The sequence below is a fragment of the Veillonella tobetsuensis genome (assembly GCF_002959935.1).
Lineage (GTDB): Bacteria > Bacillota > Negativicutes > Veillonellales > Veillonellaceae > Veillonella > Veillonella tobetsuensis.
In genome coordinates, this window is the sequence record NZ_PPDF01000012.1 from 341,311 (window position 1) to 364,617 (window position 23,307).

Here is a 23,307-nt window from a genome sequence, read left to right on the forward strand (position 1 = left end):
ATCGTGAATATATTAAGTATTACTCAATTAAATAACTTAATAAAACGAACAATAGATAGAGAATATCTTCTTAAAAATGTATATGTTAGCGGTACTATTATCAATGCTAAACGTCATAGTAGCGGGCATGTATACTTCACACTCAAAGATGAGGAATCATCTATTGATGTGACGATGTGGTCTAGTACGGTGCAAAGCAAAGGTCTGGCTAATTCTTTTCAAAATGGATTATTAGTAACTATCAAAGCATCTGTTAATTTTTACAATAAAATGGGACGTTTAAATCTTATCGCTACGGATATGCAAGTAGGTTCTAAAAGCCCATTACAGCTTGAATTTGATGCATTACAAAGAGAGTTGGCTGCGTTAGGCTATTTTGATGATGCTCATAAGCAACCTATACCAGTTTTATCTAGTTGTATCGGTATTGTTACATCTCCAACTGGTGCTGTTATACACGATATCTTACATATTAGTGAACATAGAAATCCTCTTATGCAATTTAAATTATTTTCTGTCCCTGTACAGGGTTCAACTGCTGGCCCCATTATAGCTAAAGGGATTGAGGCCGCTGATAAAGACCCTGATGTAGACGTAATTATCGTTGGTCGTGGCGGTGGATCAATGGAAGATTTATGGTGCTTTAATGATAGAGTAGTAATTGAGGCTATATATAATTCATCAACACCAATTATATCTGCTGTTGGGCATGAGACCGATTATACATTAGCAGATTATGCTGCTGATATACGTGGCGCTACACCGAGTCATGCTGCGGAAATCGCTGTACTTCCATTAGCTACATTGCAACAGAATTTACAACAAAAATTTGATTATATTCAGTACGTAATGAGTCAAACATTACAACAAAAACGCATCGAATTAAGTACGATTTTTAATCGCCGTCTTGGATTTCCTGCATTGCAATTGATTCACAAGCAAAACTCCTTATTGCAATCATATAAAGAAAAAATGCAAACACTTACATCACAGCGACTACAGCAGGAAAAATATAAACTTTCATTAATCACACAGGAATTATCCTTACAAAACCCACTTCATTTAATGGTGAAAGGATACTCCAAGATAGAAAAAGAGGGCAATGTTGTAAAATCAGTGCAATATTTAGCAAAAGGTGATTCATTTAGCATTTCATTGAGCGATGGCTCTATACATGCAGTTGTAGAGGAGGTACTACCTAATGGCAGCATCACTGAAAAGTTATGAAAAAAAATATAAAGCTCTTGAAGATATCGTTCGTCAACTCGACGATGGTGAATTATCTATGTCAGAGCTGTTAAATCAATATAAAAAAGGCTTAACCTTAGTTAAGGAATGTGCAGATATGCTCGATTCTGTGGAAGGCGAAATTCAACAGATTATTGAAGAAGTACGCATTGGAGAGTAAAGCTATGTTAAAAACATATTTAGAGACTAGCAAACAAACTATTGAACAATGGTTAAATACCATATTAAAATCTCCTATACCAGAATACGAACGCCTATATGAATCTATGAATTATAGTTTATTACAAGGTGGTAAACGAATTCGTCCCATTTTAACAAAGGCTGTACTTGAATCTATGAATATGGATGCCTCCTTATATAAAGAATTCCTTTGTGCTTTGGAGTGCATTCATACGTATTCATTAGTTCATGATGATCTACCGGCTATGGATAATGATGATTATCGACGTGGTAATTTAACTAATCATAAAGTATATGGTGATGGTTTAGCAATTCTTGCTGGTGATGGTTTATTGACCTATGCATTCCAACTTTGTTCTGAAAATAAAACCGCATCAGCAAATCAAAAAATCAAAGCGATTCAATGCTTAGCTACTGCAGCTGGCCCTGAAGGAATGGTGGGCGGTCAAGCATTCGATTTACTTTCTGAGGGAAAACATATACCGCTTGAGGAATTAAAAGTCTTACATGGTGGTAAAACGGGAGCGCTCTTTAATGCGGCAATAGAGTTAGGCCTTATCTTATCTAACGCTGAGAAAGAAAAGTATACAGCCTATATGACCTATGCCAATTGTTTAGGATTGCTATTCCAGATTACAGATGATATTCTCGATGTAACAGGAACTATAGAGGAGCTGGGCAAAACACCTGGTAGTGATATGCGTCAAGACAAATCTACTTATGTTTCCTTATTAGGCCTAGAAGGTGCTCAAAATGAAGCGCATAGGGTCGTCCAAAATGCTCATTCGGCACTATCGACGTTAACAGATAATACAGAAATATTAAGTGCTATTATCGATTATTTAATGGAACGTACACATTAATATCTAAAGGATGAAGTCAGATGTACCATGTTTTTGAAGAAATTTGTCATAATTATATAGCGCAAGCCGCATTTTGGGGCTGGTTTTCCGCGCAAGCCATTAAATTCTTGTGGCAATTAATTCGCTATCGTACATTACGGTTGGAACGACTTGTAGGATCTGGTGGATTTCCTAGTTCTCATACATCCTTTGTTATTTCAACGACAACTGCATTATATTTTAAAAATAATGGTATTACAGATTTATTTGTAGTAGCCCTTGTATTCTCCATCGTTGTTATGTATGACGCATCTGGTGTACGTAGGGAGGCCGGTAGACAAGCTCAAATTTTAAACCAAATTGTAGAGTATTTTAGCAAACGTAATATTCCGGTCATCTTAAAAGGTCGTGAAATCGCCTTGAAAGAATTATTAGGTCATACACCAATCGAAGTATTTGGTGGTTTAATACTAGGCATACTGGTTGCGTATATTCAATATTTCTATGTATATAATGGTGTAATATGAGTAATAAAGAACGTTTAGATATTCTTCTTGTAAATCGAGGATTATTTGAAAGCCGAGAAAAGGCAAAAGCTGCTATTATGGCTGGTCAAATTTTTATGGATACCACAAGAATTGATAAAGCGGGTACAAAGGTTCCTGTTGATGCCAATCTTACAGTAAAAGGGAATACCTTACCATATGTAAGTCGCGGTGGCTTAAAATTAGAAAAAGCTATTCAAATATATCCTATAGATTTAACTGATGCAGTTATGGTTGATATTGGTGCTAGTACTGGTGGTTTTACCGATTGCGCTTTGCAAAACGGCGCTTCAAAAGTGTTTGCCATTGATGTAGGATATAATCAACTTGCTTGGAAATTACGCCAAGATGAACGAGTTATCAACATGGAAAAACAAAATATACGCACTGTTACACCTGAGCAACTAGGTGAACTTGTAGATTTTATCTCTATCGATGTAGCCTTTATATCCCTTGATAAAGTATTACCTGTTGCTACAACCTTATTAAAAGATACAGGTTCTCTTGTAGCCCTCATAAAGCCACAATTTGAAGCTGGAAAGGAAAAGGTTGGTAAAGGTGGTATTGTTCGTGATAGATTAGTCCATGAAGAAGTCCTGCAACGTATATTGCAATTTGCTTATGATTGTCGACTTTATTTACATGGTTTAACATTCTCACCAATCAAAGGAACCGAGGGAAATATTGAATTTTTAGGTTATTTTACTAAATCTGAAGATGATGCATTATCAATAACTGATGAATTAATTACAGCAGTTGTCGATGAAGCTCACGCGTTATAGGAGATAGATTTATGCGTATTGGTTTTTTTCCTAACATGGGCAAAAGTACAATAATGGCCGTTTTAAAAATGGCTGCACACATCTGTAGAGAAGAACAAATAGAAGTATATTTACCAGATGATCTTGAAAGACCTGATACTTATAAAGTGTTACAAATTCCTAAAGATCATGTGCTTCCTAGACCAGAAATTTTCAAACATATTGACGTGGCTTTTAGTTTTGGTGGTGACGGTACCATCATTCATTTAGCACGACAAATCTTCTCTTACAATATACCTGTATGTGGTATCAATTTAGGGGAGCTAGGCTTCTTAAATCAAATTGAAGTACATCAATTACAAAGCCACATTAAACGCGTTGCGCAAGGTGATTATACTATTGAAAAAAGAGGCCATTTACATGCCTGTATTGATAGAGAAGATGGTTCTAAAGAAGAATTAGTACCAATTATCAATGAAGTTGTAATTACAAGAGCAGAACCTGCTAAAATGGCACGTATTAATTTAGCGGTTAATAATCAACATACTCAAATGTATCCTTCAGATGGTCTTATCATTTCATCTGCTACTGGTTCAACAGGATATAATTTATCTGCTGGTGGTCCCATTATGAAACCTGATAATCGTTCTATTATTATTACACCTGTGGCGCCTCATTTAATTCAAGGTATTTCGATGGTGTTAGAAGAGCATGACACGATTCAAGTCACTATGCCTGAACGAGAACCTAAATTGCACATATGCATAGATGGAACGTTTGATTATTCTTTTACAAACAAAGAGACTCTACATATTTCATCTAACCCTGTATATTGTTTATTTGTTCGCTTCAAAGATCAATGTTTCTTCGGTACATTATTTAAAAAATTGGCATCTCGTAGGGACGAGTTATTATAAGGAGTGTGAACGCATATGATTAACATCAACAATGCAGTTCAATTTCAACATCTCATTTGGGATCATATCATGAAATCCGCCTCTGTTGTAGTGGATGCAACATGTGGCAATGGCCACGATTTACTATATTTAGCACAACGAGCTAAAGCAGAGTGTCATCTCTATGGTATTGATATTCAAGAACAAGCAATCGGTGCTAGTAGGCAATTATTAGCATCTAAGACGTTACAATCTGATGTGACGATAACATTCCTACATAATTCTCATGATATTGCGTTACATGAAGCAATTAAAGAAAATTGCATAGATTTAATTATCTTTAATTTAGGGTATTTGCCAGGTGGGGATCACCGAATCATAACCCGTCCAAAACATACCATAGAAGCACTAAAAAACGCCTTTCCTAAATTGGCCAAGGATGGGGTCATAACAATTGTTGCTTATCCTGGTACGCCAGAAGGAATGAATGAGAGGGAAGAATTACAGTTCTTCTTATCAGAATTAGAGCAAAATAAGTTCAATGTATGTCATTGGCATCCTTTAAATCAAGTAAATAATCCACCTGAATTATTTATTATACAAAAACGTTAGCATATACTCCTTACAGTATAGAAATTTTATAATATTCCTATAATTCTGCTATACTTAAAATGCATAATGACCTATAAAAGACCCATAATTGGGTCTTTTATTTATTTATAGCACAGAAAAATGTATAAATTATAAATTCTGTATAAATAGATGAACCATATATTATGTGCATTTATAAGTAGTATTTTCGCTTTCTTTTTAAAAAATATAAAACAGTCTCATTATATGCATAAGACGTATGGTCTATACGGTATATACCATATATTAATTTTGAATATATGGTATAATAATGTAGAAAAGATACTATTCTCTTTTATGTGCAAGGTTTTAAAAAAGGGAGATCAAAATGAAACGCTATCGCTACAACAAAATTAAGGAAATTGTCCAGTCTAAGGCGATTGAAACACAAGAAGAGTTAGCAGCAGCTTTATTACAAGAAGGCATTGAAGTAACACAGGCTACCGTCTCTCGTGACATTAAAGAGTTAATGTTAATTAAAATTCCTACTGGCGATGGACATTATCGGTATGCATTGTCTCCAGAAGAAAATGTGGTTCTTTCACGCAGTCGTATAAATAGACTATTCCAAGATTCATTAATCAAGGTTGATCACAGTCTTAATCAAATCGTGCTACATACGATTCCTGGCTCAGCACAATCTGTAGCATTTTCAATTGACCATGCTAAATGGTCTGAATTGATTGGTACACTAGCAGGGGATGATACAATTTTACTTATTGCCCGCTCTGAAGAAGATGTACCTGCAATTCTCACAAGAATTCAAGATTTAATGAAGGATTAATTATATGTTAACGCAAATGAGCATTCGCAACTTTGCGTTGATTGAGCAAATGAATATTTCATTTAAAGATGGCATAACTATCTTTACCGGCGAAACTGGGGCAGGTAAATCCATATTAATGGATGCTTTCAGTATCTTACTAGGAGAACGCGCTAGTAGCGAGTTTATTCGTCATGGTAAAGATAGTTTTGTTATAGATGGCATATTCGACATTGCTAATCACCAAAGTTTATTAGATGTATTAGAATCAAAAAATATTATAGTAGAAGATGATCAACTTATTTTATCTCGATCCTTTAATACTTCTGGTAAATCGATGATATTGGCTAATGATCAACCAATTCCTTTAAAAGCACTTAAAGAAATTGGTCAGTTATTAGCAGATATACATGGCCAATATAGCAATCAAAAATTATTGAATCCAGATTCGCATCATGAATATCTAGATAGTTATAATGAAGTTGGGCTAAAAGCTTATCAAGAATATAAGGAAGCCTATAAAGAATATAAAGCAGCGAAGCAAGCATTAGATAATTTATCTGAACATATGGCGGAGCGTGCTCGTGAGCTTGATATGCTACGCTTTCAGATAGATGAAATAGAAGAAGCGGGTTTACAACCTGGTGAAGACGAAGCCATCGCTGAAGAATTAAAACGTCTAGATAGCTTTGACCATATCGATAAGGTACTTGGCTCATGTTATGATGCATTTTACAGTGGACGTCATCCTTTATTAGATACGGTGAACGCTATAAAGGTAGAAGTAAATGATCTTGTTAAATATGATGATGAGGTTAAAGAGATTTCAGAACTAGTCAATTCTGCATACTTTCAATTAGAGGAAGCTGCACAATCACTAGATCGATATAGAGATTCCATTAGCTATGATGAAGAACGATATGCGTATTGCCAAGATAGAGATTCTACTATTTATGGTTTAAAGAAGAAATATGGTGATACCGTTCAGGACATATTAAATTATGAAGACAAAGCTCAACAACGCCTAGAGGAACTAGAGTCTGAAGTTTGTGAACAAGGTCAGTTGGAGGAGTTGTTAGCGGAAAAAGAAAGTATTGCTAAGAAAGCATTAACTAAGCTTACAACTGTTAGACAAGAAAATGCCATTATAATTGCAAAACAATTACATACTGAATTAGCAGATTTAGGCATGGAAAAAGGGGATATTCGTTTCTATATTGATTCTAGCGAAGACCTTTTACCATTAGGCGCTAAATCTATCGAATTATTGTTTTCAGCTAATAAAGGTGAGCAATTATTACCACTACACAAAGTGGCTTCTGGCGGTGAATTAGCTCGTATAGCATTAGCTTTTAAATCTGTATTCCGTACAGATAATCATAAGACCCTTGTATTCGATGAAATTGATGTCGGTATTAGTGGTGATATTGCATTAAAAGTTGCAGAAAAAATATTGACTTTATCTAAAACAAATCAGGTATTCTGTATAACACATTTACCTCAAACTGCAAGCATAGCAAAACAACATTATCATCTTACTAAACAGGAACATGAAGGGCGAACAATATCTACATTATCACAATTAAATGATGAAGAACGTCTATCACAAATAGCTTCCATGATGTCTGGAAAAGGAATGTCTAACACGGCTCTGGCAGCTGCAAAAGAACTTATTGACCATTTCCATTGACTAAATACGCATAATTACTTATACTTATTATAATAACTCAATAATAAGGTAGAGGTGCGGGTATAAAGAGTCATCATGAGGAGTCGGCAAACAATGAGTCATGATAAAAGGTGTGCTTGCCGAAGTGGGGTGATTGCCAAGTCATCATGCTGGTTGTCTATTTAATAGGTAGACAACTGTCATCAATATTGATATTGGTGGAGTGCTATCATAGATCTTGTTTAATTAACGATGAATCGTATATATTAAGCCAGTGGATAGCTTTCCACTGGCTTTTTTGGAGGTAAATATGATTCGAGTAATGGTAAACGGTGCAGGCGGCAAAATGGGTCGCGAAGTCGTAAAAGCAGTACATGCAGATTCTGAATTAACATTAGTAGGGGGAATCGATCCAACTAAGGACGGACAAGACATTGGTACTGTAGCAGGTATAGAGCCACTACAAATTACAATGGCTCCATCCGTAGACGATGTACTCGGAAATAATAAGCCTGATGTTATTGTAGATTTTACAAACCCTGCAGTTATTTTTGAAAATGCAAAAAAAATCCTTTCTGCTGGAGTTCATCTAGTGATTGGCACCACAGGTTTGACAGAAGAACAACGTAATGAATTACATGAAATTGGTCTAAAGAATCAAGCCAACTGTCTAGTAGCACCAAACTTTTCTTTAGGCGCTGTAATGATGATGAAAGTGGCCGCTGATTTGGCACCATATTTCCCAGATGTGGAAATCATCGAGTTACATCACAATCATAAATATGATGCACCATCAGGAACATCTATTTTGACTGCAAAACTCATTAATGATGCTAAACAAGCTGCTAATGTGACAAGTTCTGAAGACTTGACACGTGAAAGCTTACCTGGTGCACGCGGTGCAAAGGTAGACGATATTACTATTCATAGTGTACGATTACCAGGTTACGTAGCTCATCAAGAGGTATTATTTGGTGGTCATGATGAAACATTGACTATTCGACACGATAGCTTAAGCCGTTTATCCTTTATGCCTGGCGTTGTACTAGCATGTAAGAAAATTACCTCTAAACCAGGCTTAACATATGGCTTAGAACATTATTTATAATTTTCATTAAATAGATTATTTGAGGAGACGAGAGATGAAAAAACCTAATGTAGCAATCCTTGGTGCCACTGGTGCAGTAGGGGCAGAATTTATTACACTTATTGAAGAGCGTAATTTCCCTTATGAAAATTTAAAATTATTAGCATCTTCCCGTTCTGCAGGCGTAGAACTGACTGTAAATGGCAAAACTTATATTGTAGAAGAAGCTAAACCAGAATCTTTTGACAATATTGATATTGCATTATTCGCAGGTGGGTCTATTTCTAAAACATTAGGTCCTGAAGCGGCAAAACGCGGTGCTATCGTTATCGATAATTCTAGTGCATTCCGTATGGATCCAGAGGTTCCTCTTGTTGTACCAGAGGTTAACCCAGATGATATATTAACGCATAAGGGTATCATTGCTAACCCAAACTGCTCTACAATCATCATGTGTTTAGGCTTAAAACCACTTCATGATTTGTCTCCCATTAAACGCATTGTCGTATCTACATACCAAGCAGTATCTGGTGCCGGTAAAGAAGGTATTGAAGAGCTAGAAAGACAAGTACAAGAATTTACTGAAGGTAAAGAAATGACAGCTAATTTGTTGCCTACTGGTTCTGCGCCAAAACACTATCCAGTAGCTTTCAATTTATTACCTCAAATTGATGTATTCTTGGAAAACGATTATACTAAAGAAGAGATGAAGATGGTTTACGAAACACAGAAAATCCTTCACGATGATACTATACAAGTAGTACCAACAACCGTTCGTGTTCCTGTATATCGTTCTCATTCTGAATCCGTATTAGTAGAAACAGAAGCACCAGTATCTGTAGAGGATTTCCGTAAAGCCTGTGCAGCGTTCCCAGGGTTACAAGTAAAAGATAATCCTGCTGAGCAAGAATATCCAATGCCATTGTATACATCTAATCAAAACGAGTGTGAAATCGGTCGTATTCGTAAAGATTTATACAATGATAAAGGTATGAATTTCTGGATTGTAGGGGACCAAATCCGCAAAGGTGCTGCATTAAATGCATTACAAATTGCAGAATACTTAGTAGAGAAACAAGCATTTTAATATCCATCAAGGGGGAGATTACTATGAAAACCTTTGGTCGTGTATTAACGGCAATGATTACATCATTTAATGAAGATGGATCCGTCAATATTGATAATACATTAACCATAGCACATCATCTTTTAGAAAATGGGTCTAATGGTTTAGTCGTTTGTGGAACAACAGGTGAAAATCCTACTATATCCCGTGAAGAAAAAGCAGCACTTTTTAAAGCGGTAGCAAAAGAATGTAGTCATAAAGGAACTATTATTGCCAATGTAGGCTCTAATGATACAAAAGCATCTGTTGATTTTGTAAAAGAAGTATCAGAAATTCCTGGTATTAATGGATTCCTAGTAGTGGTACCTTATTATAATAAACCAAATCAACAAGGACAATATTTGCATTTTAAAGCTATTGCAGAAGCAACTACTTTACCAATCATGATATACAATGTTCCAGGTCGTGTCGGTACTGGTATATTACCAGCTACAGTAGCGCGACTTCACAAAGAATATCCTCATATATGTGCTATAAAAGAAGCTAGTGGTAATGTACTAATAGCTTCTGAAATCAAACGTTTAATGCCTGATGATGATTTCATGGTATATAGCGGTGATGATGGACTTACATTACCAATGCTAGCCGTTGGTGGTTGTGGTGTTGTATCTGTTGTTGGACATGTGGCTGGCAAAGATATGAACGCTATGATTGCAGCCTATGAAGACGGTAATACAAAAGAAGCGTTACGCTTACATCAAAAATTAGGCGATATTATCAAAGCCATGTTCGTTACAACCAATCCCATCCCTATAAAATATGCTGTTCGTAAGCTTGGATTACCATCTGGTGCATTCAATCTTCCAATGTGTGAACCATCTCCAGAAGAGGCAGCATGCATAGATAAAGCATTAACTGAATATCTAAAATAAGAGATAAGAGTATAGAAAACCAGTAACTACATTTGTGGCTACTGGTTTTACTTTATAATAAGCATATTATAAATATTATCTTTGATGACTATAAATATATTTTTGTGTGTCAGATTTTATTATGATATAATCTCACATGGAGATAGTATTTTTAACTATACTCTAGTCTACTGTTAATTCATGATAAACATATAAATTGTGAAAGTTCGAATCGACCATTAGGCGGTTACATTTAATACACAAGGAGTTTAACATGGAACTAACAATGTTAAAAGGTAAAATTCACAGAGCTACTGTGACTCAAGCAGAACTTGATTATGTAGGGAGCATTACAATTGATACTGATCTTTTGAATGCATCTGGAATACGTGAATATGAACAAGTTCAAATTGTAAACATTAATAATGGTGCACGTTTTTCCACATATACAATTGCTGGAGAATCTGGTAGTGGTGTAATCTGTTTAAACGGTGCTGCAGCAAGACATGTACAGGTAAAAGATAAGATTATTATCATGTGCTATGCTCAGCTTAATGAAAATGAGGTAGATACCCATAAGCCTCTCGTTGTATTTGTAGATAATAATAATAAGATAAGTCATATAAAAAACTATGAAAAACATGGTTTATTAGTTGATCAAAACTAACTGTTTTAGATCGAATTACAGTAGACTGTATAGGACTATCTTTGTATTTACAATTTACAAGTAACGGAGGAATTCTTATGGAAATTATAACTACAATAGAAAAAGTACGAAATACAATAAACACTTGGAGAAAACAAGGGTATTCAATTGGATTTGTGCCTACTATGGGATACTTACATGATGGTCATGCTGCATTAATTGATGAAGCAAGAAAAAATAATGACAAGGTTGTTGTATCTATATTTGTTAATCCTACTCAGTTTGGAGAAAACGAAGATCTAAGCTCCTATCCAAGAGATTTAAATCGAGATAAAACACTATGTGAATCACATGGGGTTGACCTCATATTTACGCCTAGCCCAGATGAGATGTATTGCAATAGAAAAGCCTTTGTAAATATTATTGATTTATCTGATACATTGTGTGGCGTTCGTAGACCAATTCACTTTAAAGGTGTTTGTACTGTTGTAGCAAAATTCTTTAATATTATTCAACCTAATAATGCGTATTTTGGTGAAAAGGATGCACAACAATTAGCCATTATACGTAAAATGGTTTTCGATTTAAACTTCCCAGTAAATATAATTGGAGTGCCTATCGTTCGTGAATCAGATGGTCTAGCAAAATCTTCTCGTAATACATATTTATCTAGTGAAGAACGAAAAGCTGCCACAATATTGTATAAAGCTATTCAAGAGGGAAAACAAGCTATTAAATGCGGGATTTCTGCAGATACTATTATTAATACTATGACAAATATTGTTGATACAGAACCATTAGCAAAAATAGATTATATCTCAGTTGTCGATGCTAATACAATGCAACCTGTTCATGAGATTACATCTCCAGTATTGGTCGCTATGGCTGTATACATTGGATCTACACGACTTATTGATAACTTCTCGTTCGATACAAAATAGGGAGGGAAGTTATGAATTATTTCCAAACACTAACGCATATAATCTCCAAGTACTTAATGGTCCTAATCATCGGTTTTTCGTGTCTAGCTTATATGATGCCTGATTACTTCACATGGGCCATAGCTTATACACCATTTTTACTAGGCATTGCTATGTTTGGTATGGGGCTTACAATTAAGTTTGAAAGCCTATGTAACATTCTTAAATACCCAAAAGATATTTGTATCGGCGTACTGGCACAATATACGATTATGCCTTTATTAGCATGGGGTATTTGTCATGTATTTACTTTACCTCCTGATATTGCCATCGGTGTTATATTAGTCGGCTGTTGTCCTGGTGGCACAGCTAGTAATGTTATTACATACATTGCTAAGGGGGATGTACCTCTATCAGTAGGGATGACAATTATGTCGACATTAATAGCCCCTATCGTAACACCATTATTAATCTTATATATTGGTGGTGCCTGGGTAGATATAGCATTGCTTCCAATGATGATAACAATGGTGAAAGTAATCATTGTACCAATCTTATTAGGTGGTGTCATTCAATATGTTTTTAAATCACACATCAATACACTAACCAGTATAAGTCCTATATTTTCAATGATTGCTATTATATTATTAATAGCAGCCATTATTGCAGTTAATAGGGACAAGCTATTAGTTTCTGGTTTACTAACTCTTATTGTAGTTGGTATTCATAATATTCTAGGCTTACTTTTAGGTTTAAGCGTAGGTAAAGTGCTTAAATTAAAATACGATAAAACTACTGCATTAGCGATAGAGGTGGGAATGCAAAATAGTGGATTAGCTGTAACATTGGCAGCCACTAACTTTGCACTAAATCCACTAGCAACTCTTGTAGGAGCTATATTCAGTGTATGGCACAATATATCAGGTGCTATATTTGCTAGTTTACGAAGATAAAAATATCGGTATAACAAAAAGACGGCAACTTACGTTGCCGTCTTTTTGTTATATTCTATCTCTTACAAGACCAATCACAAGGCCTTCAATATGACAATCATCTACAATAATTGGATCAAAATCATCATTTTCAGGTTGTAAACGAATATGTCCATTTTCCTTATAAAAACGCTTAACAGTAGCTTCATCGTCGATACGAGCCACCACAATATCACCATTATTAGCCGTATTTTGATGACGTACTATAAGCATATCACCTTCATACATACCAATATTCATCATGGATTCGCCTTGTACACGGAGCATAAAACAATCTGAATCACCTGTAAGCTGAACCGGTAAAGTCAATGTAGCCTCCAAGTTCTCAACAGCGGTAATAGGAGTACCTGCTTGTACGGTACCGATGAGGGGAACTTGTTTTAAACCAGCACCAAGAAATTCAAAATTATCAGAGCTAGTTGTTTCATTATTGTTCTTAGATACAGAAATAGTAGGCTTATTATCATCTAAAATCGTAATAGCACGGTTTTTATTCGGATCACGTTTAATATACCCAAACTTTTCTAATGTATTTAAGTGGGATTGTACAGTAGATGTAGAGCTAAGACCTACATAAGCACAAATTTCACGAACAGTAGGGCAACGGTATTCATTATGTAATGAATCACGAATAAACTCTAATATACGACGTTGTTTCGTATTAATATCAGTAGCTGGGCGTCTCACAAGAACCTCCAATAATGTACCAAAAAAAGGATATATAAAAGTATATACTATAATTATTTGCTTTATAAGCTTATTATATAGGTATTTTAATACTTTTGCAAACATTTGTTCTAAAACACTTGACCGAACATCTGTTTGTGTGCTATTATTTCATTATAAACAAACAAACGTTCTGAATTTTATGTTCGATGTATAAAAGAGGTAATGTATTATGAAACAAATTATGATTATGTTAAGCATCTGTTTTGCAATGGTAATTGGTTATCAACAAACAACACCAGCGATGGAATCTCATACAATTCAAGAGGTAACAGTTCAAGAAGGTGATACTTTATGGGACATTGCTGCTCGTTCAGCTGGATCTAGTGTAGATATTCGTGAAGTCGTATTTGAAGTTAAAGAATTAAATAATATTTCAAATTCCGGCGCATTGACACCTGGAACAAAACTTAAAGTTCCAGTATATAAATCTGATAGTCCTACACGAGCTATGGACTATATGGCTCAAAATTAAATATATATGAAAAAGGCTAGTATTGATTATATCCTATGAAGGAATAATCAATACTAGCTTTTTCCATTTTATAAATCTATCTAAACCGTTTTTCAAAAATAGTAGAAATAGGATTATCTACAAATTTATTGGCTTCATTAATATAACGCCTCACCATATTAACACTATGATGTCGTGTTTGACGCATTATATTACGCTCCTCAACACCATAGGAAGCTGCTGTTGTAGCAAAGCCATGCCGTAAACTATGGGCTCCATACATGGATGGATCTAAACCTATAAGAGAGGTATATTTTTTTACAATTTCTGCAATAGATTTATCGGAAATTGCAGTTTTGCGTAATGACATTGATTTAGTAAAACCTCTAAAAACCGGTCCAGATGTGATACCACTGGTGGTAAGCCATTTTTTTAAAGCTCGAACCGCATCTAGTGGAGATCCTTGTAAACTTGGAATAGCAACTATAGCGCCTTGACCCTCTTGATCAGCCTTAGAGGAAGCTATAAATATTTCAAGGCCTTGCGAAGAGAACTTTAAATTTTCAACGGTTAAAGCAGCAATTTCACTTCGCCGAAAAGCCCCCATAAAACCGACAAGTAAAATAGCCTTATCACGAAGTTTTTGTATCTTTGGTATATCAATGGTATCCATACACTCTAAAATATCTTCTATATCATCAAGCAGAATAGGGGTTTTACCTTGTTGAAAGGTGCCTTTTAATCGACGTATGCCTCGCAAAGCTTGTTTTACTAACGGAGACATACAAGGATTTTCTCGAGAACCTGAAGCATTATAATTCTCTGAAATAGCACTAATTCGACGTGCAATAGTATTTGCTTTTGCATAATCTGCTAAATCATTAATGTAATTGACAATAGTTTCTGGCGTAGCAGGAAAATAAGATACCTTTTGATAATTACACCAATCTACAAAATCATCCCAATCTGATTCGTAGGCATTTACTGTATTTTCTGCCTTTGAAAGTAAAATACTTTGCTTAGCCTTCATAGATAGTTTTGTACTATTCATCAATGCATCGTTATGACGCAGATAAAAATGTTTTTTTTCTTCTTTAGACTGTGACATATATATTCCTTTTACTAACACTATGCTATTATTGTATCACATAGAAACATGGAATTATGCTATAATTAGATGATTTTGAACCAAATTTCTCGAATTTTATTTGAAAGATATAATGATGAACTTAAAACAATTATTATGTAGTGTATTAATCGGTTCTTGTCTATTTACTAGTGGTTGCAGCTTAATTCCTACGGATGGCACAATTACATATGGCCTATATTATGAGGATCAAGATATCTCAGGATATTCTAGAGATGCTGTTAGCTCCTTAATTCATACAGAGGCTAGTAATAATAAAACAATTACGATAACAATACCAAATCAAGGTACGCGACAAGTAAAAGTAAAAGATTTAGGAATTACGCTTGATACAGCTAGTACGGAATCTAATATTTTTACCTATGGTTATGAAGATGATTTAAAAATGCTCATCATGCATAGGATTACTGCTTTTATCTATAAAGTACATATAAACCCTGTATATAAACTTGATGAAGTAACAGCAAAAACATATTTTACAGAATTAGCAAAACAAATCGATGTATCAGGTCATGATGCGTTATTAACGGTTGAAAATGGCCAAGTCAAGATGACACCTTCAAAAGAAGGAAAACGCGTTGATATTGATGAGACAATTAAACAATTAAAAGCTCACCTAGAAGAAAATAATTTTAACAATATTTCTATAGAATTTACATCTAAAGATACAGTTCGTGTTACAAACGATGATGTAAAACCATTAACAGCTGTTCTAGGTAGTTATACTACAAATTTTGATGCGTCTAACACCAATAGAACTCATAATATTGAGCTAGCATCAACCAAAATTAGCGGTACATTAGTCAAACCTGGTGAGGTCTTTTCCTTTAATGATGTTGTCGGTGAACGTACGGCAGAAGCTGGCTATGATGATGCACCGGTTATTATTGATGGAAAATTAGTACTGGGTATTGGTGGCGGTATTTGCCAAGTTAGCTCTACATTATTTAATACTGCATTACTATCTGGTATGAATATCATTGAGCGGACACCTCATTTTGAACCTGTTAGCTATATTCCTGCAGGACGTGATGCAACCGTTGCATACGGATATTTGGACTTTCAATTTAAAAATCCATATGCTCATAATATCTATGTATTAAGTGTTATGAATAACGGACAACTAACAATATATATCATTGGTGTACCAGAAGACGTACCGAAATCTGTTTCCATCAGTGTTGGCGACCGTACAGATATTCCAAATCAAACGATTACCAAAATAGATCCTTCTGCCAAAGAGGATAGTACAGAAGAAGGTCATATTGGATTTATAATTAATACATATCGTACAATAACATATGGTAATTGGGTCACTACAACAGATGTATTTGAGTCTACATATGATCCAGTAGATACGATTATTACTAAGAAATCTGCAGCACCAGAACCTGCAAAAAAAGACTTACCAAAGAGTAAAACAAAAAGATAAATATTAACATTCTATTAAATATAGCCTAATCTATTGACCGAATGCATAGATTAGGCTATTATTTTAACTTGTAGTAAGGTGTTTATACCTGAAAACGCTAAAATTACACATTTCATTCTCAATAATTATCAATTAAAATTATAAGTTGAGGTTCACTATGGATACAATTTTACAATTTGACCATACAGTCATATTTTATATACAACAACATTTTATTAGTTCTTATTTAACACCAATCATGTACTGGTTATCAAAAATAACAAGTGCAGGTGCTTTATGGATCTTAATTTCTATTATATTAATGATTCAAAAGAAATATCGCGTTATTGGCCTTGGAATGTTCATTTCCTTAGTCTTAGTATTCATCATAGGCGACCAAGGGTTAAAACCTCATGTAGCACGTTTAAGACCATTTGTAGATTTCCCTGAAGTACCATTGGTAGCACCGCCGCCAGCAGCAACGACATATTCATTTCCATCAGGGCATAGTTTTGGATCATTTGCGGCTGCAACAGCATTATACTTAGGATTAAGTAATATATGTCCAACAAAGAGATTCTGGGGCGTTATAGCGTTGATTGGTGCATGTGTAGTAGCATTTGCACGAGTATACTTATTTGTACATTATCCAACAGATGTATTAACTGGATTAGTATTAGGTATTATCGTAGGTTGCATTGCATGGAAAATCGCAAAAGCCTTATGGTCTTGGTGGACTGGTCGTAAAAACGAAGTAGAATACGAACCATATACATTTAAACGTAAAAACTAATAACCTTGAAAATATTGATTGGGCCTAGCTTAGGCCCAATTTTTATGCCTCGAATTACTTCCGATAAATTATCGTTATCGGAAGTAATTATATAAAAAAGAAAAACTAGCCTATATTTCTATAAGCTAATTTACTCTTTTATAATATATCAATCATCATGTTCTGATAAGTATTTCATATAATTATTAAATATCGGCTCATCAATGGTAACTTTATCAAACTCAGGATTAACTAAAATGTTACCATACCTATTCATAAGACCATATGTATCACCAGATTTAACTACATATAAATTATCGTAATACGCCGTGATATCATCAATTGTTTCTGGCAATGTTAATATTATATGACCATCATTAGAATCAATTACATATTTTTTATTTTCTATTGTGGCTATAGTAAATTTATCAATCATATAAATTGGTTTCGATGTATCAATCGTATCATAAGCCATATTAACTAACATTCCATTTTCTGCATTGAAAATATACGCTTTTTCTGCTGTTTTTAACACAAAGCTACGATCACTTAATCTTTTACAGGAATCATATTTAAATGGTATGACTACTTGGTCTATAACATTTATAATACCATATTTATTATGTTTATCCACTGCAATAAAATACTTAAAATCATCTCCTAAAGGTTCTATATAATTGTATTTAGGAGCAATTAATACATTATCATTCGATAATCTAATACCATATAAAGTTTTCCCTTTTTTATCAACAATGGAAAATGGTATGAATTGAGTAGATGGTTCTCGACTATATTTAATTCCATTATAACCATGTCCATATCCAGTACCAGCACCATCCATGAGTTCATAATTATATTTATTTATAGTATGAGTCGCAGTATCTTCGTCTATTTCTATACCATCATTGGTTACATATTTAATATATCCATCTGCTGTCTCTATTTTTAGCAGTACAACCTGTCCAGATCCATTATAATATTTATTTACATTTTCCCATGTGCTTGTAATAGGATTATCTATAACTAATGAACCTGTACTTATATTGTAAAGATACCAAAACTCACCCTTTTTACCATATATTAAATTATCCGAACAATAATAATAGGCACTAACAACGTCATTTATAGCATATGTACCATCAGACTTGACTAGCTTAAACCCATCCTTTGTCAAAGCCCGTGCATACTCATAAGAAAACTCATAATCATATCCTGCTGGTAAATAGACCATCGAATTTAAATTTATATAGCGCTTTTGATTATTATCATAAAATGAAGCGTATGCATATCTCTTTCCAAAATCACCAATGTAATTTACATGTAAATCTTTATAAGGACCTAAAATCCATTGTCCCGTTTCATCAACAATGGTATTTCCTGCTGGTGATTCTAAAGTAATATAGTTTTTTGCATCAACCGTATTGCCCAATGCAAGAAGTATTGCTAAGGCAAGAAAAATTCTCTTCATGAATCTCTCCTTTCGTACAACACAATAATAATAATTATTATTATTTTACCATAGTTTTCAATATATATATTGAAATATATCGAATTAAGTTGTAAAATAATCATATAAGTTATCTAAATTATTCATATTAACTCTCAAGGGAGGTCAATTATATGTGCTGGTGTGATATTGTAAGTAAAGCTAAAATTGGCAGTTTAAAAAATCTCGGAAATGGTATGGAACATTCCCTCCGCTTTTTGGTTGAGGTTATTCTAGGTCTTAGCATTTTACGAGTTATTATTAATTGGATATTCGGAATCTAATAATTACACATAGGATTATATTATTAAAGGCGCCTAGCATTGCTAAGCGCCTTATTTATATCTCTATTTAGTTATTGTATGATACTGTTTAGAATTTTCTACTTCTCAGGCTCATCACTGCAGCTGATGAATTCTATTATAATTTGACATATATCGCCCTCTTCATCAAAGGCCCAATATACAGGATATAATCCATCGCCAAAACCAGATTGTACTATAGGTACATATAGATTAGTATCAGGTATATTAAAATTAATCCAGTCCCCACCAGATCGTTGGAATTTGGGATTTGCTAACGCATTTAGTTTAAATAATTCATCAAAAAAATCGTCATAGATATTACCATCTGGATTATTTTCATACCACTGGCGGTCAAATTCTTTATAAGCATCTACCGTTACTTTATCAACTATGGTTGCCAATCCAGCATCGACAGGAAAACCAATATAGCTTTCACCATCATCTAATTCACTAAGATCTTCATGCCCTTTAAGAGCCAATTCATATTGAACAGGTTTTGTATCTTTAAAAACCACTCTTGTTAGGACATATCTATAATAATCTGTATCAAGTTCAGCCACTTTTGTTTCTATTGGATATGTGCCTGGCTCGACAGTTCTAATATAGCTCTTATTATCTACTGCAGCTAAGTGAGTTAATGGATCACATACTACGATATGCCCCGTAGGAAATACAACATGTCCCATGGGCAAAGTATATAGTTTTTTACCAAATAATTCATCTAAATTGAATATAGCATCGTAATCAACAGTTGCCTTTAATTTGCCATCGCTGCCTAAACGATTAAATGTATCTATCCATTCCTTTGTTATATGACTGGTATTCATTAAGTACTCCTATCTATAAGCTTCCGCTTCGTGTTTATTACGCACATATTGTTGTTCTAGTGCTTCATATGCCGCCGTTTTTTGAATGATTTGTTTAACTACCGTATCCAAATCAGATCCATCAGTATAATCCGCCGATGCATAATAACGAATGCGATGGTGTTGCATCATCTTATACACCTTTTCCTTATTTTTGCTATCTGGATCATATACACCAATAGAATGACCACCATTTATATTCACTAGGCTCATGCAAGGAATATCTGTATCACTATCTCCAATATAAATCATATTACGGAATGGTACCCTTTGTTCTTCAGGTCGTCTGTAATCATTTACACCGGCATCATTTATATCTAATACACCCTTTTGTATGCGGAACAAAAACTGTGTCTTATTTGTATAATTTATAGCTTGTGCTGGCCATACGGCTACGCCTTTATCGTCAAACATAAATGCGCTGGCATAGATTTTTTTGAAAGCCCCATTTTTTGCCATTTCAGTGCCTTCAATCATCTCTTTTAAACCAGAAGATATGATGTAATGTTCAATTTGTACGCCCTGCTTTAACCCGTACTGACGAATACGTTCAAACCATGTACTTACGCCATTATATAAGGATACCTTGCTACCATAATCGGCTAATACCTCTTTCGTAAGAAATTGTTTACCATAAGATTTTGTGGCCATCATGTACATATAGGCTAGGTTATTATCCATATCATGATTTTTGGCAAGCTTATTGGATTCTCGCCAGAACTCATTAACATCTACATTGAGAGACTGAATAAAACCCTGTGCCTGCATATCATCCGGTGACAAGGTCTTATCAAAATCATAGCATATGGCTAAAACGGGTAAATTAGATTCTAAGGTAGATTCTTTTTTATAGGTAATCATAAGACACCTCCTTTAAATAATAAAAATATATCCTTCTATCTATATACATTCCAAAATAGCTTCATTGACAAGCAAATTCAATGAAAAAACTACAATAATATTTTTACCCCTGAAATTATGGGTCAAAAAGGCTATTTTGGATGGGAATATTATATTTAGATGCGCTGCTAATTTTTATAGTATCATTAGGATTTATATGTCCAATCAATAATGAGGATTGAGGATCATGGTTATTTCTGTTGATGCGTACAGCATGCTGATTTGTATTAGCATAACAATAACGGCAAAAATGACTGCATGTATCATACGCCCCTATATCGCCATGTAAATAACAATTGCATTCAGGTCGCGCCGGTCTTTTCTTAGGCACCTTTAACTTTATATTCCACGCCCGTTCATAGCAATCTATGGTTAGGCAACCGCTCGTATCAGCACCAATAGATTTAAAAGTATCGCCTTCACCACATGTTTTTAAGTTCATCCCAAACTGATTCGCAATATCCACCAAGTTCTTCATCAAACGTATTTGTACATCCTTAGGTGGTCGTTTTCCTTCAGGAAAGTTTCGTAATACCTTATCGTATATATCTAGATAACTTGCTACAACTGTATCTGTATATCTGGATAAGGATTTTGCCAATTTATAAAAGCTTTCATAATGAAAATCTACAGAATAGTTGTGATTAACAATGATTGGATCGTAACGCCATACCACAGATTGAGGATTAAGATTATTACTAATAAATTTGAACCCTTCTATAATGCGCTCATAAGCAGGCACATAAGGTTCAATGTCCGTACCATAAGGTGTGATCGTCATATGCCAATATTGACGATACTCTGCAATTTGAGGTAAATATTGTATAAATGGCAGAGGATTCTTCGTACAAAAGGCTATCCCATCAACAGTATTATGATTAATCATATACCGTGTAATTAGATTGGGATTATAAGGGTTACGTACATCTACAAAACCTTCATTTATACGATTAATTAGCCATTGACCATAAAAGGCAGGTATGTCTGTACGTTGTCCAGTTTGTAAAATCATGATAAATCCTTTTCTTTGTATAATTCCATTATATTATATCTAAAACTGCCAATTTGTTAAACATTTCACAGGAATACCACTATAGGTATGATACTATAAGTACAGTAAAATATAAGGAGTTACTATGAACGATACATTTAATCATATCATTCATCCTAAAGAGGATGAGAAAACATTTATTACATCCTATTGGTCAGATCGGGCTCACGATTTTGGAGCCTTACGAGCTAAAGAATTAAAGAGCACTAAACTTAAATTATGGAGAGATGAATTAACGAGTCATATCTTTGATTCTGATCGCTCTTTAAGAATTTTAGACATCGGATGTGGTGCGGGCTTCTTTAGTACTATTCTCTCTCAACTTGGCCATACTGTACATGGTATCGATATTACGCCTAATATGATTGATGAAGCAAATCAACTGGCAGACGCCCTTAATTGTGAGGCTACATTCTCCGTTATGGATGCAGAAAATCTCAGCTTTGATGCTAATACCTTTGATATCGTTGTAGCACGCAATGTAACCTGGAATTTACCTCATCCAGATAAGGCCTATGCTGAATGGTTACGCGTCATCCGTCCAGGCGGATTAATCCTCAACTATGATGCGGAACACGCTCGCAATCACCATGAGTTGCCTAAATCTGTTCACCATGCTCATGAATATGTAAGCGATGATTTAAAAGAACGATGCCATACTATTTATCATATGCTTAAAATTTCATCCTTTACACGCCCTCAATGGGATAAAGAATTACTCACTAAATTAGGTGCTAGCTCTGTATCAATTGATCCTACAGTAGGTCCTCGTATTTACAGCGAAGAAGATGAATTTTATATTCCTGTACCTATGTTCTTGGTGAAAGTAATAAAATAGTATTTATAGTAAAACATTATAAAATAAACCCACTCGATAATAATGATGTATTCCCCTTAACTAGTTGTTAAGAAAAGAAATATCTCAAAAGCACGAGTGGGTTTTCTTTTATTTCTTATTATCCTTGATAATAGAATCATCAAAGTTATAGGTTGTTATAAACTTTGTTTTAGGATTTGTCGCACAACAAAAGCT

25 protein-coding genes and 1 riboswitch are annotated in these 23,307 nt (G+C 34.4%); of the genes, 19 read left to right on the plus strand and 6 right to left on the minus strand.

Going from position 1 to position 23,307, the window contains the following annotated elements; genetic code table 11:
• Nucleotides 1-3: 3 nt before the first annotated feature.
• The 15 genes from xseA to VTHSUH11_RS07640 all read left to right on the plus strand — a co-directional run bounded on the left by xseA (nucleotide 4) and on the right by VTHSUH11_RS07640 (nucleotide 13,117).
• Entirely contained in the window at nucleotides 4-1,227 is a 1,224-nt protein-coding gene (gene xseA, locus VTHSUH11_RS07570) for an exodeoxyribonuclease VII large subunit (RefSeq protein WP_105093210.1), read from the plus strand.
• Nucleotides 1,202-1,408, plus strand: a complete 207-nt coding sequence (gene xseB / locus VTHSUH11_RS07575; protein ID WP_038123450.1) for an exodeoxyribonuclease VII small subunit — start codon at nucleotides 1,202-1,204, stop codon at nucleotides 1,406-1,408. Before xseA ends, xseB begins: the two co-directional genes overlap by 26 nt.
• 4 nt (nucleotides 1,409-1,412) lie before the next feature.
• A complete protein-coding gene (locus VTHSUH11_RS07580; RefSeq protein WP_105093211.1) occupies nucleotides 1,413-2,291 on the plus strand; it encodes a polyprenyl synthetase family protein in 879 nt (292 codons plus the stop codon).
• A 20-nt stretch (nucleotides 2,292-2,311) separates the two neighbouring features.
• Nucleotides 2,312-2,797 (plus strand): divergent PAP2 family protein, encoded by a 486-nt coding sequence (locus tag VTHSUH11_RS07585; protein ID WP_105093212.1) that lies wholly within the window; start codon nucleotides 2,312-2,314, stop codon nucleotides 2,795-2,797.
• The gene (locus VTHSUH11_RS07590) at nucleotides 2,794-3,597 is read left to right on the plus strand and encodes a TlyA family RNA methyltransferase (RefSeq protein WP_059362492.1); all 804 of its coding nucleotides are present in this window, start codon (nucleotides 2,794-2,796) and stop codon (nucleotides 3,595-3,597) included. The genes VTHSUH11_RS07585 and VTHSUH11_RS07590 overlap by 4 nt, the downstream gene beginning before the upstream one ends.
• Before the next feature lie 11 nt (nucleotides 3,598-3,608).
• Entirely contained in the window at nucleotides 3,609-4,493 is an 885-nt protein-coding gene (locus VTHSUH11_RS07595) for an NAD(+)/NADH kinase (RefSeq protein ID WP_059362494.1), read from the plus strand.
• Nucleotides 4,494-4,508: 15 nt separating this feature from the next.
• Nucleotides 4,509-5,084: a tRNA 5-(aminomethyl)-2-thiouridylate-methyltransferase MnmM gene (gene mnmM / locus VTHSUH11_RS07600; protein ID WP_105093213.1), complete on the plus strand. Its 576-nt coding sequence runs from the start codon at nucleotides 4,509-4,511 to the stop codon at nucleotides 5,082-5,084.
• Nucleotides 5,085-5,430: 346 nt separating this feature from the next.
• Nucleotides 5,431-5,886, plus strand: a complete 456-nt coding sequence (gene argR, locus VTHSUH11_RS07605) for an arginine repressor (protein ID WP_059362500.1) — start codon at nucleotides 5,431-5,433, stop codon at nucleotides 5,884-5,886.
• 4 nt (nucleotides 5,887-5,890) lie between these two features.
• On the plus strand, nucleotides 5,891-7,555 hold the full coding sequence (gene recN / locus VTHSUH11_RS07610) for a DNA repair protein RecN (RefSeq protein ID WP_105093214.1): 1,665 nt from the start codon (nucleotides 5,891-5,893) through the stop codon (nucleotides 7,553-7,555).
• Nucleotides 7,556-7,596: 41 nt separating this feature from the next.
• Nucleotides 7,597-7,771, plus strand: a riboswitch (Lysine riboswitch).
• Nucleotides 7,772-7,844: 73 nt separating this feature from the next.
• The gene (dapB, locus tag VTHSUH11_RS07615; RefSeq protein ID WP_105093215.1) at nucleotides 7,845-8,642 is read left to right on the plus strand and encodes a 4-hydroxy-tetrahydrodipicolinate reductase; all 798 of its coding nucleotides are present in this window, start codon (nucleotides 7,845-7,847) and stop codon (nucleotides 8,640-8,642) included.
• Nucleotides 8,643-8,676: 34 nt separating this feature from the next.
• On the plus strand, nucleotides 8,677-9,708 hold the full coding sequence (locus tag VTHSUH11_RS07620; protein WP_105093216.1) for an aspartate-semialdehyde dehydrogenase: 1,032 nt from the start codon (nucleotides 8,677-8,679) through the stop codon (nucleotides 9,706-9,708).
• A gap of 23 nt (nucleotides 9,709-9,731) precedes the next feature.
• Nucleotides 9,732-10,619, plus strand: a complete 888-nt coding sequence (dapA, locus tag VTHSUH11_RS07625) for a 4-hydroxy-tetrahydrodipicolinate synthase (protein ID WP_105093217.1) — start codon at nucleotides 9,732-9,734, stop codon at nucleotides 10,617-10,619.
• A gap of 253 nt (nucleotides 10,620-10,872) precedes the next feature.
• Complete coding sequence (gene panD / locus VTHSUH11_RS07630) at nucleotides 10,873-11,265, plus strand: aspartate 1-decarboxylase (RefSeq protein ID WP_105093218.1); 393 nt, start codon at nucleotides 10,873-10,875, stop codon at nucleotides 11,263-11,265.
• A gap of 77 nt (nucleotides 11,266-11,342) precedes the next feature.
• The gene (gene panC / locus VTHSUH11_RS07635) at nucleotides 11,343-12,185 is read left to right on the plus strand and encodes a pantoate--beta-alanine ligase (protein WP_105093219.1); all 843 of its coding nucleotides are present in this window, start codon (nucleotides 11,343-11,345) and stop codon (nucleotides 12,183-12,185) included.
• Between the two features lie 11 nt (nucleotides 12,186-12,196).
• Complete coding sequence (locus tag VTHSUH11_RS07640; RefSeq protein ID WP_105093220.1) at nucleotides 12,197-13,117, plus strand: bile acid:sodium symporter family protein; 921 nt, start codon at nucleotides 12,197-12,199, stop codon at nucleotides 13,115-13,117.
• Nucleotides 13,118-13,165: 48 nt separating this feature from the next.
• Here the strand turns inward: VTHSUH11_RS07640 and lexA are convergent, their stop codons facing one another.
• Nucleotides 13,166-13,843, minus strand: a complete 678-nt coding sequence (gene lexA, locus VTHSUH11_RS07645) for a transcriptional repressor LexA (RefSeq protein WP_072073194.1) — start codon at nucleotides 13,841-13,843, stop codon at nucleotides 13,166-13,168.
• A 211-nt stretch (nucleotides 13,844-14,054) separates the two neighbouring features.
• Between lexA and VTHSUH11_RS07650 the strand changes: the two genes are divergently transcribed.
• Nucleotides 14,055-14,357 (plus strand): LysM peptidoglycan-binding domain-containing protein, encoded by a 303-nt coding sequence (locus tag VTHSUH11_RS07650; protein WP_181143918.1) that lies wholly within the window; start codon nucleotides 14,055-14,057, stop codon nucleotides 14,355-14,357.
• Between the two features lie 76 nt (nucleotides 14,358-14,433).
• On the opposite strand, the gene VTHSUH11_RS07655 is transcribed toward VTHSUH11_RS07650, so the two are convergent.
• Nucleotides 14,434-15,444, minus strand: a complete 1,011-nt coding sequence (locus tag VTHSUH11_RS07655; RefSeq protein WP_105093221.1) for a site-specific integrase — start codon at nucleotides 15,442-15,444, stop codon at nucleotides 14,434-14,436.
• Nucleotides 15,445-15,556: 112 nt separating this feature from the next.
• Between VTHSUH11_RS07655 and VTHSUH11_RS07660 the strand changes: the two genes are divergently transcribed.
• Nucleotides 15,557-16,915 (plus strand): VanW family protein, encoded by a 1,359-nt coding sequence (locus VTHSUH11_RS07660; protein ID WP_105093222.1) that lies wholly within the window; start codon nucleotides 15,557-15,559, stop codon nucleotides 16,913-16,915.
• Between the two features lie 157 nt (nucleotides 16,916-17,072).
• Nucleotides 17,073-17,687, plus strand: coding sequence for a phosphatase PAP2 family protein (locus tag VTHSUH11_RS07665; RefSeq protein ID WP_005377496.1), 615 nt, complete (start codon nucleotides 17,073-17,075; stop codon nucleotides 17,685-17,687).
• Between the two features lie 148 nt (nucleotides 17,688-17,835).
• Here VTHSUH11_RS07665 and VTHSUH11_RS07670 read toward each other — a convergent pair whose 3' ends face one another.
• The 4 genes from VTHSUH11_RS07670 to VTHSUH11_RS07685 all read right to left on the minus strand — a co-directional run bounded on the left by VTHSUH11_RS07670 (nucleotide 17,836) and on the right by VTHSUH11_RS07685 (nucleotide 22,235).
• A complete protein-coding gene (locus tag VTHSUH11_RS07670; protein ID WP_105093223.1) occupies nucleotides 17,836-19,134 on the minus strand; it encodes a WG repeat-containing protein in 1,299 nt (432 codons plus the stop codon).
• A gap of 400 nt (nucleotides 19,135-19,534) precedes the next feature.
• Entirely contained in the window at nucleotides 19,535-20,284 is a 750-nt protein-coding gene (locus tag VTHSUH11_RS07675) for a DUF4241 domain-containing protein (RefSeq protein WP_105093224.1), read from the minus strand.
• Nucleotides 20,285-20,293: 9 nt separating this feature from the next.
• Nucleotides 20,294-21,184, minus strand: coding sequence for an HAD family hydrolase (locus tag VTHSUH11_RS07680; RefSeq protein ID WP_105093225.1), 891 nt, complete (start codon nucleotides 21,182-21,184; stop codon nucleotides 20,294-20,296).
• A 115-nt stretch (nucleotides 21,185-21,299) separates the two neighbouring features.
• The gene (locus VTHSUH11_RS07685) at nucleotides 21,300-22,235 is read right to left on the minus strand and encodes a DUF1848 domain-containing protein (protein WP_105093226.1); all 936 of its coding nucleotides are present in this window, start codon (nucleotides 22,233-22,235) and stop codon (nucleotides 21,300-21,302) included.
• Between the two features lie 124 nt (nucleotides 22,236-22,359).
• On the opposite strand from VTHSUH11_RS07685, the gene VTHSUH11_RS07690 reads away from it, so the two are divergent.
• A complete protein-coding gene (locus tag VTHSUH11_RS07690; RefSeq protein ID WP_105093227.1) occupies nucleotides 22,360-23,112 on the plus strand; it encodes a class I SAM-dependent methyltransferase in 753 nt (250 codons plus the stop codon).
• The last annotated feature ends 195 nt before the right edge of the window (nucleotides 23,113-23,307 follow it).

Coding starts and splice junctions, on each gene's coding strand:
- VTHSUH11_RS07655 (WP_105093221.1), bottom strand. CDS start 15,444: ATGTCACAGTCTAAAGAAGAAAAAAAACATTTTTATCTGCGTCATAAC.
- VTHSUH11_RS07660 (WP_105093222.1), top strand. CDS start 15,557: ATGATGAACTTAAAACAATTATTATGTAGTGTATTAATCGGTTCTTGT.
- VTHSUH11_RS07585 (WP_105093212.1), top strand. CDS start 2,312: ATGTACCATGTTTTTGAAGAAATTTGTCATAATTATATAGCGCAAGCC.
- recN (WP_105093214.1), top strand. CDS start 5,891: ATGTTAACGCAAATGAGCATTCGCAACTTTGCGTTGATTGAGCAAATG.
- VTHSUH11_RS07595 (WP_059362494.1), top strand. CDS start 3,609: ATGCGTATTGGTTTTTTTCCTAACATGGGCAAAAGTACAATAATGGCC.
- VTHSUH11_RS07690 (WP_105093227.1), top strand. CDS start 22,360: ATGAACGATACATTTAATCATATCATTCATCCTAAAGAGGATGAGAAA.
- VTHSUH11_RS07620 (WP_105093216.1), top strand. CDS start 8,677: ATGAAAAAACCTAATGTAGCAATCCTTGGTGCCACTGGTGCAGTAGGG.
- xseB (WP_038123450.1), top strand. CDS start 1,202: ATGGCAGCATCACTGAAAAGTTATGAAAAAAAATATAAAGCTCTTGAA.
- VTHSUH11_RS07665 (WP_005377496.1), top strand. CDS start 17,073: ATGGATACAATTTTACAATTTGACCATACAGTCATATTTTATATACAA.
- argR (WP_059362500.1), top strand. CDS start 5,431: ATGAAACGCTATCGCTACAACAAAATTAAGGAAATTGTCCAGTCTAAG.
- dapA (WP_105093217.1), top strand. CDS start 9,732: ATGAAAACCTTTGGTCGTGTATTAACGGCAATGATTACATCATTTAAT.
- VTHSUH11_RS07675 (WP_105093224.1), bottom strand. CDS start 20,284: ATGAATACCAGTCATATAACAAAGGAATGGATAGATACATTTAATCGT.
- panD (WP_105093218.1), top strand. CDS start 10,873: ATGGAACTAACAATGTTAAAAGGTAAAATTCACAGAGCTACTGTGACT.
- VTHSUH11_RS07685 (WP_105093226.1), bottom strand. CDS start 22,235: ATGATTTTACAAACTGGACAACGTACAGACATACCTGCCTTTTATGGT.
- VTHSUH11_RS07680 (WP_105093225.1), bottom strand. CDS start 21,184: ATGATTACCTATAAAAAAGAATCTACCTTAGAATCTAATTTACCCGTT.
- VTHSUH11_RS07650 (WP_181143918.1), top strand. CDS start 14,055: ATGAAACAAATTATGATTATGTTAAGCATCTGTTTTGCAATGGTAATT.
- VTHSUH11_RS07670 (WP_105093223.1), bottom strand. CDS start 19,134: ATGAAGAGAATTTTTCTTGCCTTAGCAATACTTCTTGCATTGGGCAAT.
- panC (WP_105093219.1), top strand. CDS start 11,343: ATGGAAATTATAACTACAATAGAAAAAGTACGAAATACAATAAACACT.
- VTHSUH11_RS07590 (WP_059362492.1), top strand. CDS start 2,794: ATGAGTAATAAAGAACGTTTAGATATTCTTCTTGTAAATCGAGGATTA.
- VTHSUH11_RS07640 (WP_105093220.1), top strand. CDS start 12,197: ATGAATTATTTCCAAACACTAACGCATATAATCTCCAAGTACTTAATG.
- dapB (WP_105093215.1), top strand. CDS start 7,845: ATGATTCGAGTAATGGTAAACGGTGCAGGCGGCAAAATGGGTCGCGAA.
- VTHSUH11_RS07580 (WP_105093211.1), top strand. CDS start 1,413: ATGTTAAAAACATATTTAGAGACTAGCAAACAAACTATTGAACAATGG.
- mnmM (WP_105093213.1), top strand. CDS start 4,509: ATGATTAACATCAACAATGCAGTTCAATTTCAACATCTCATTTGGGAT.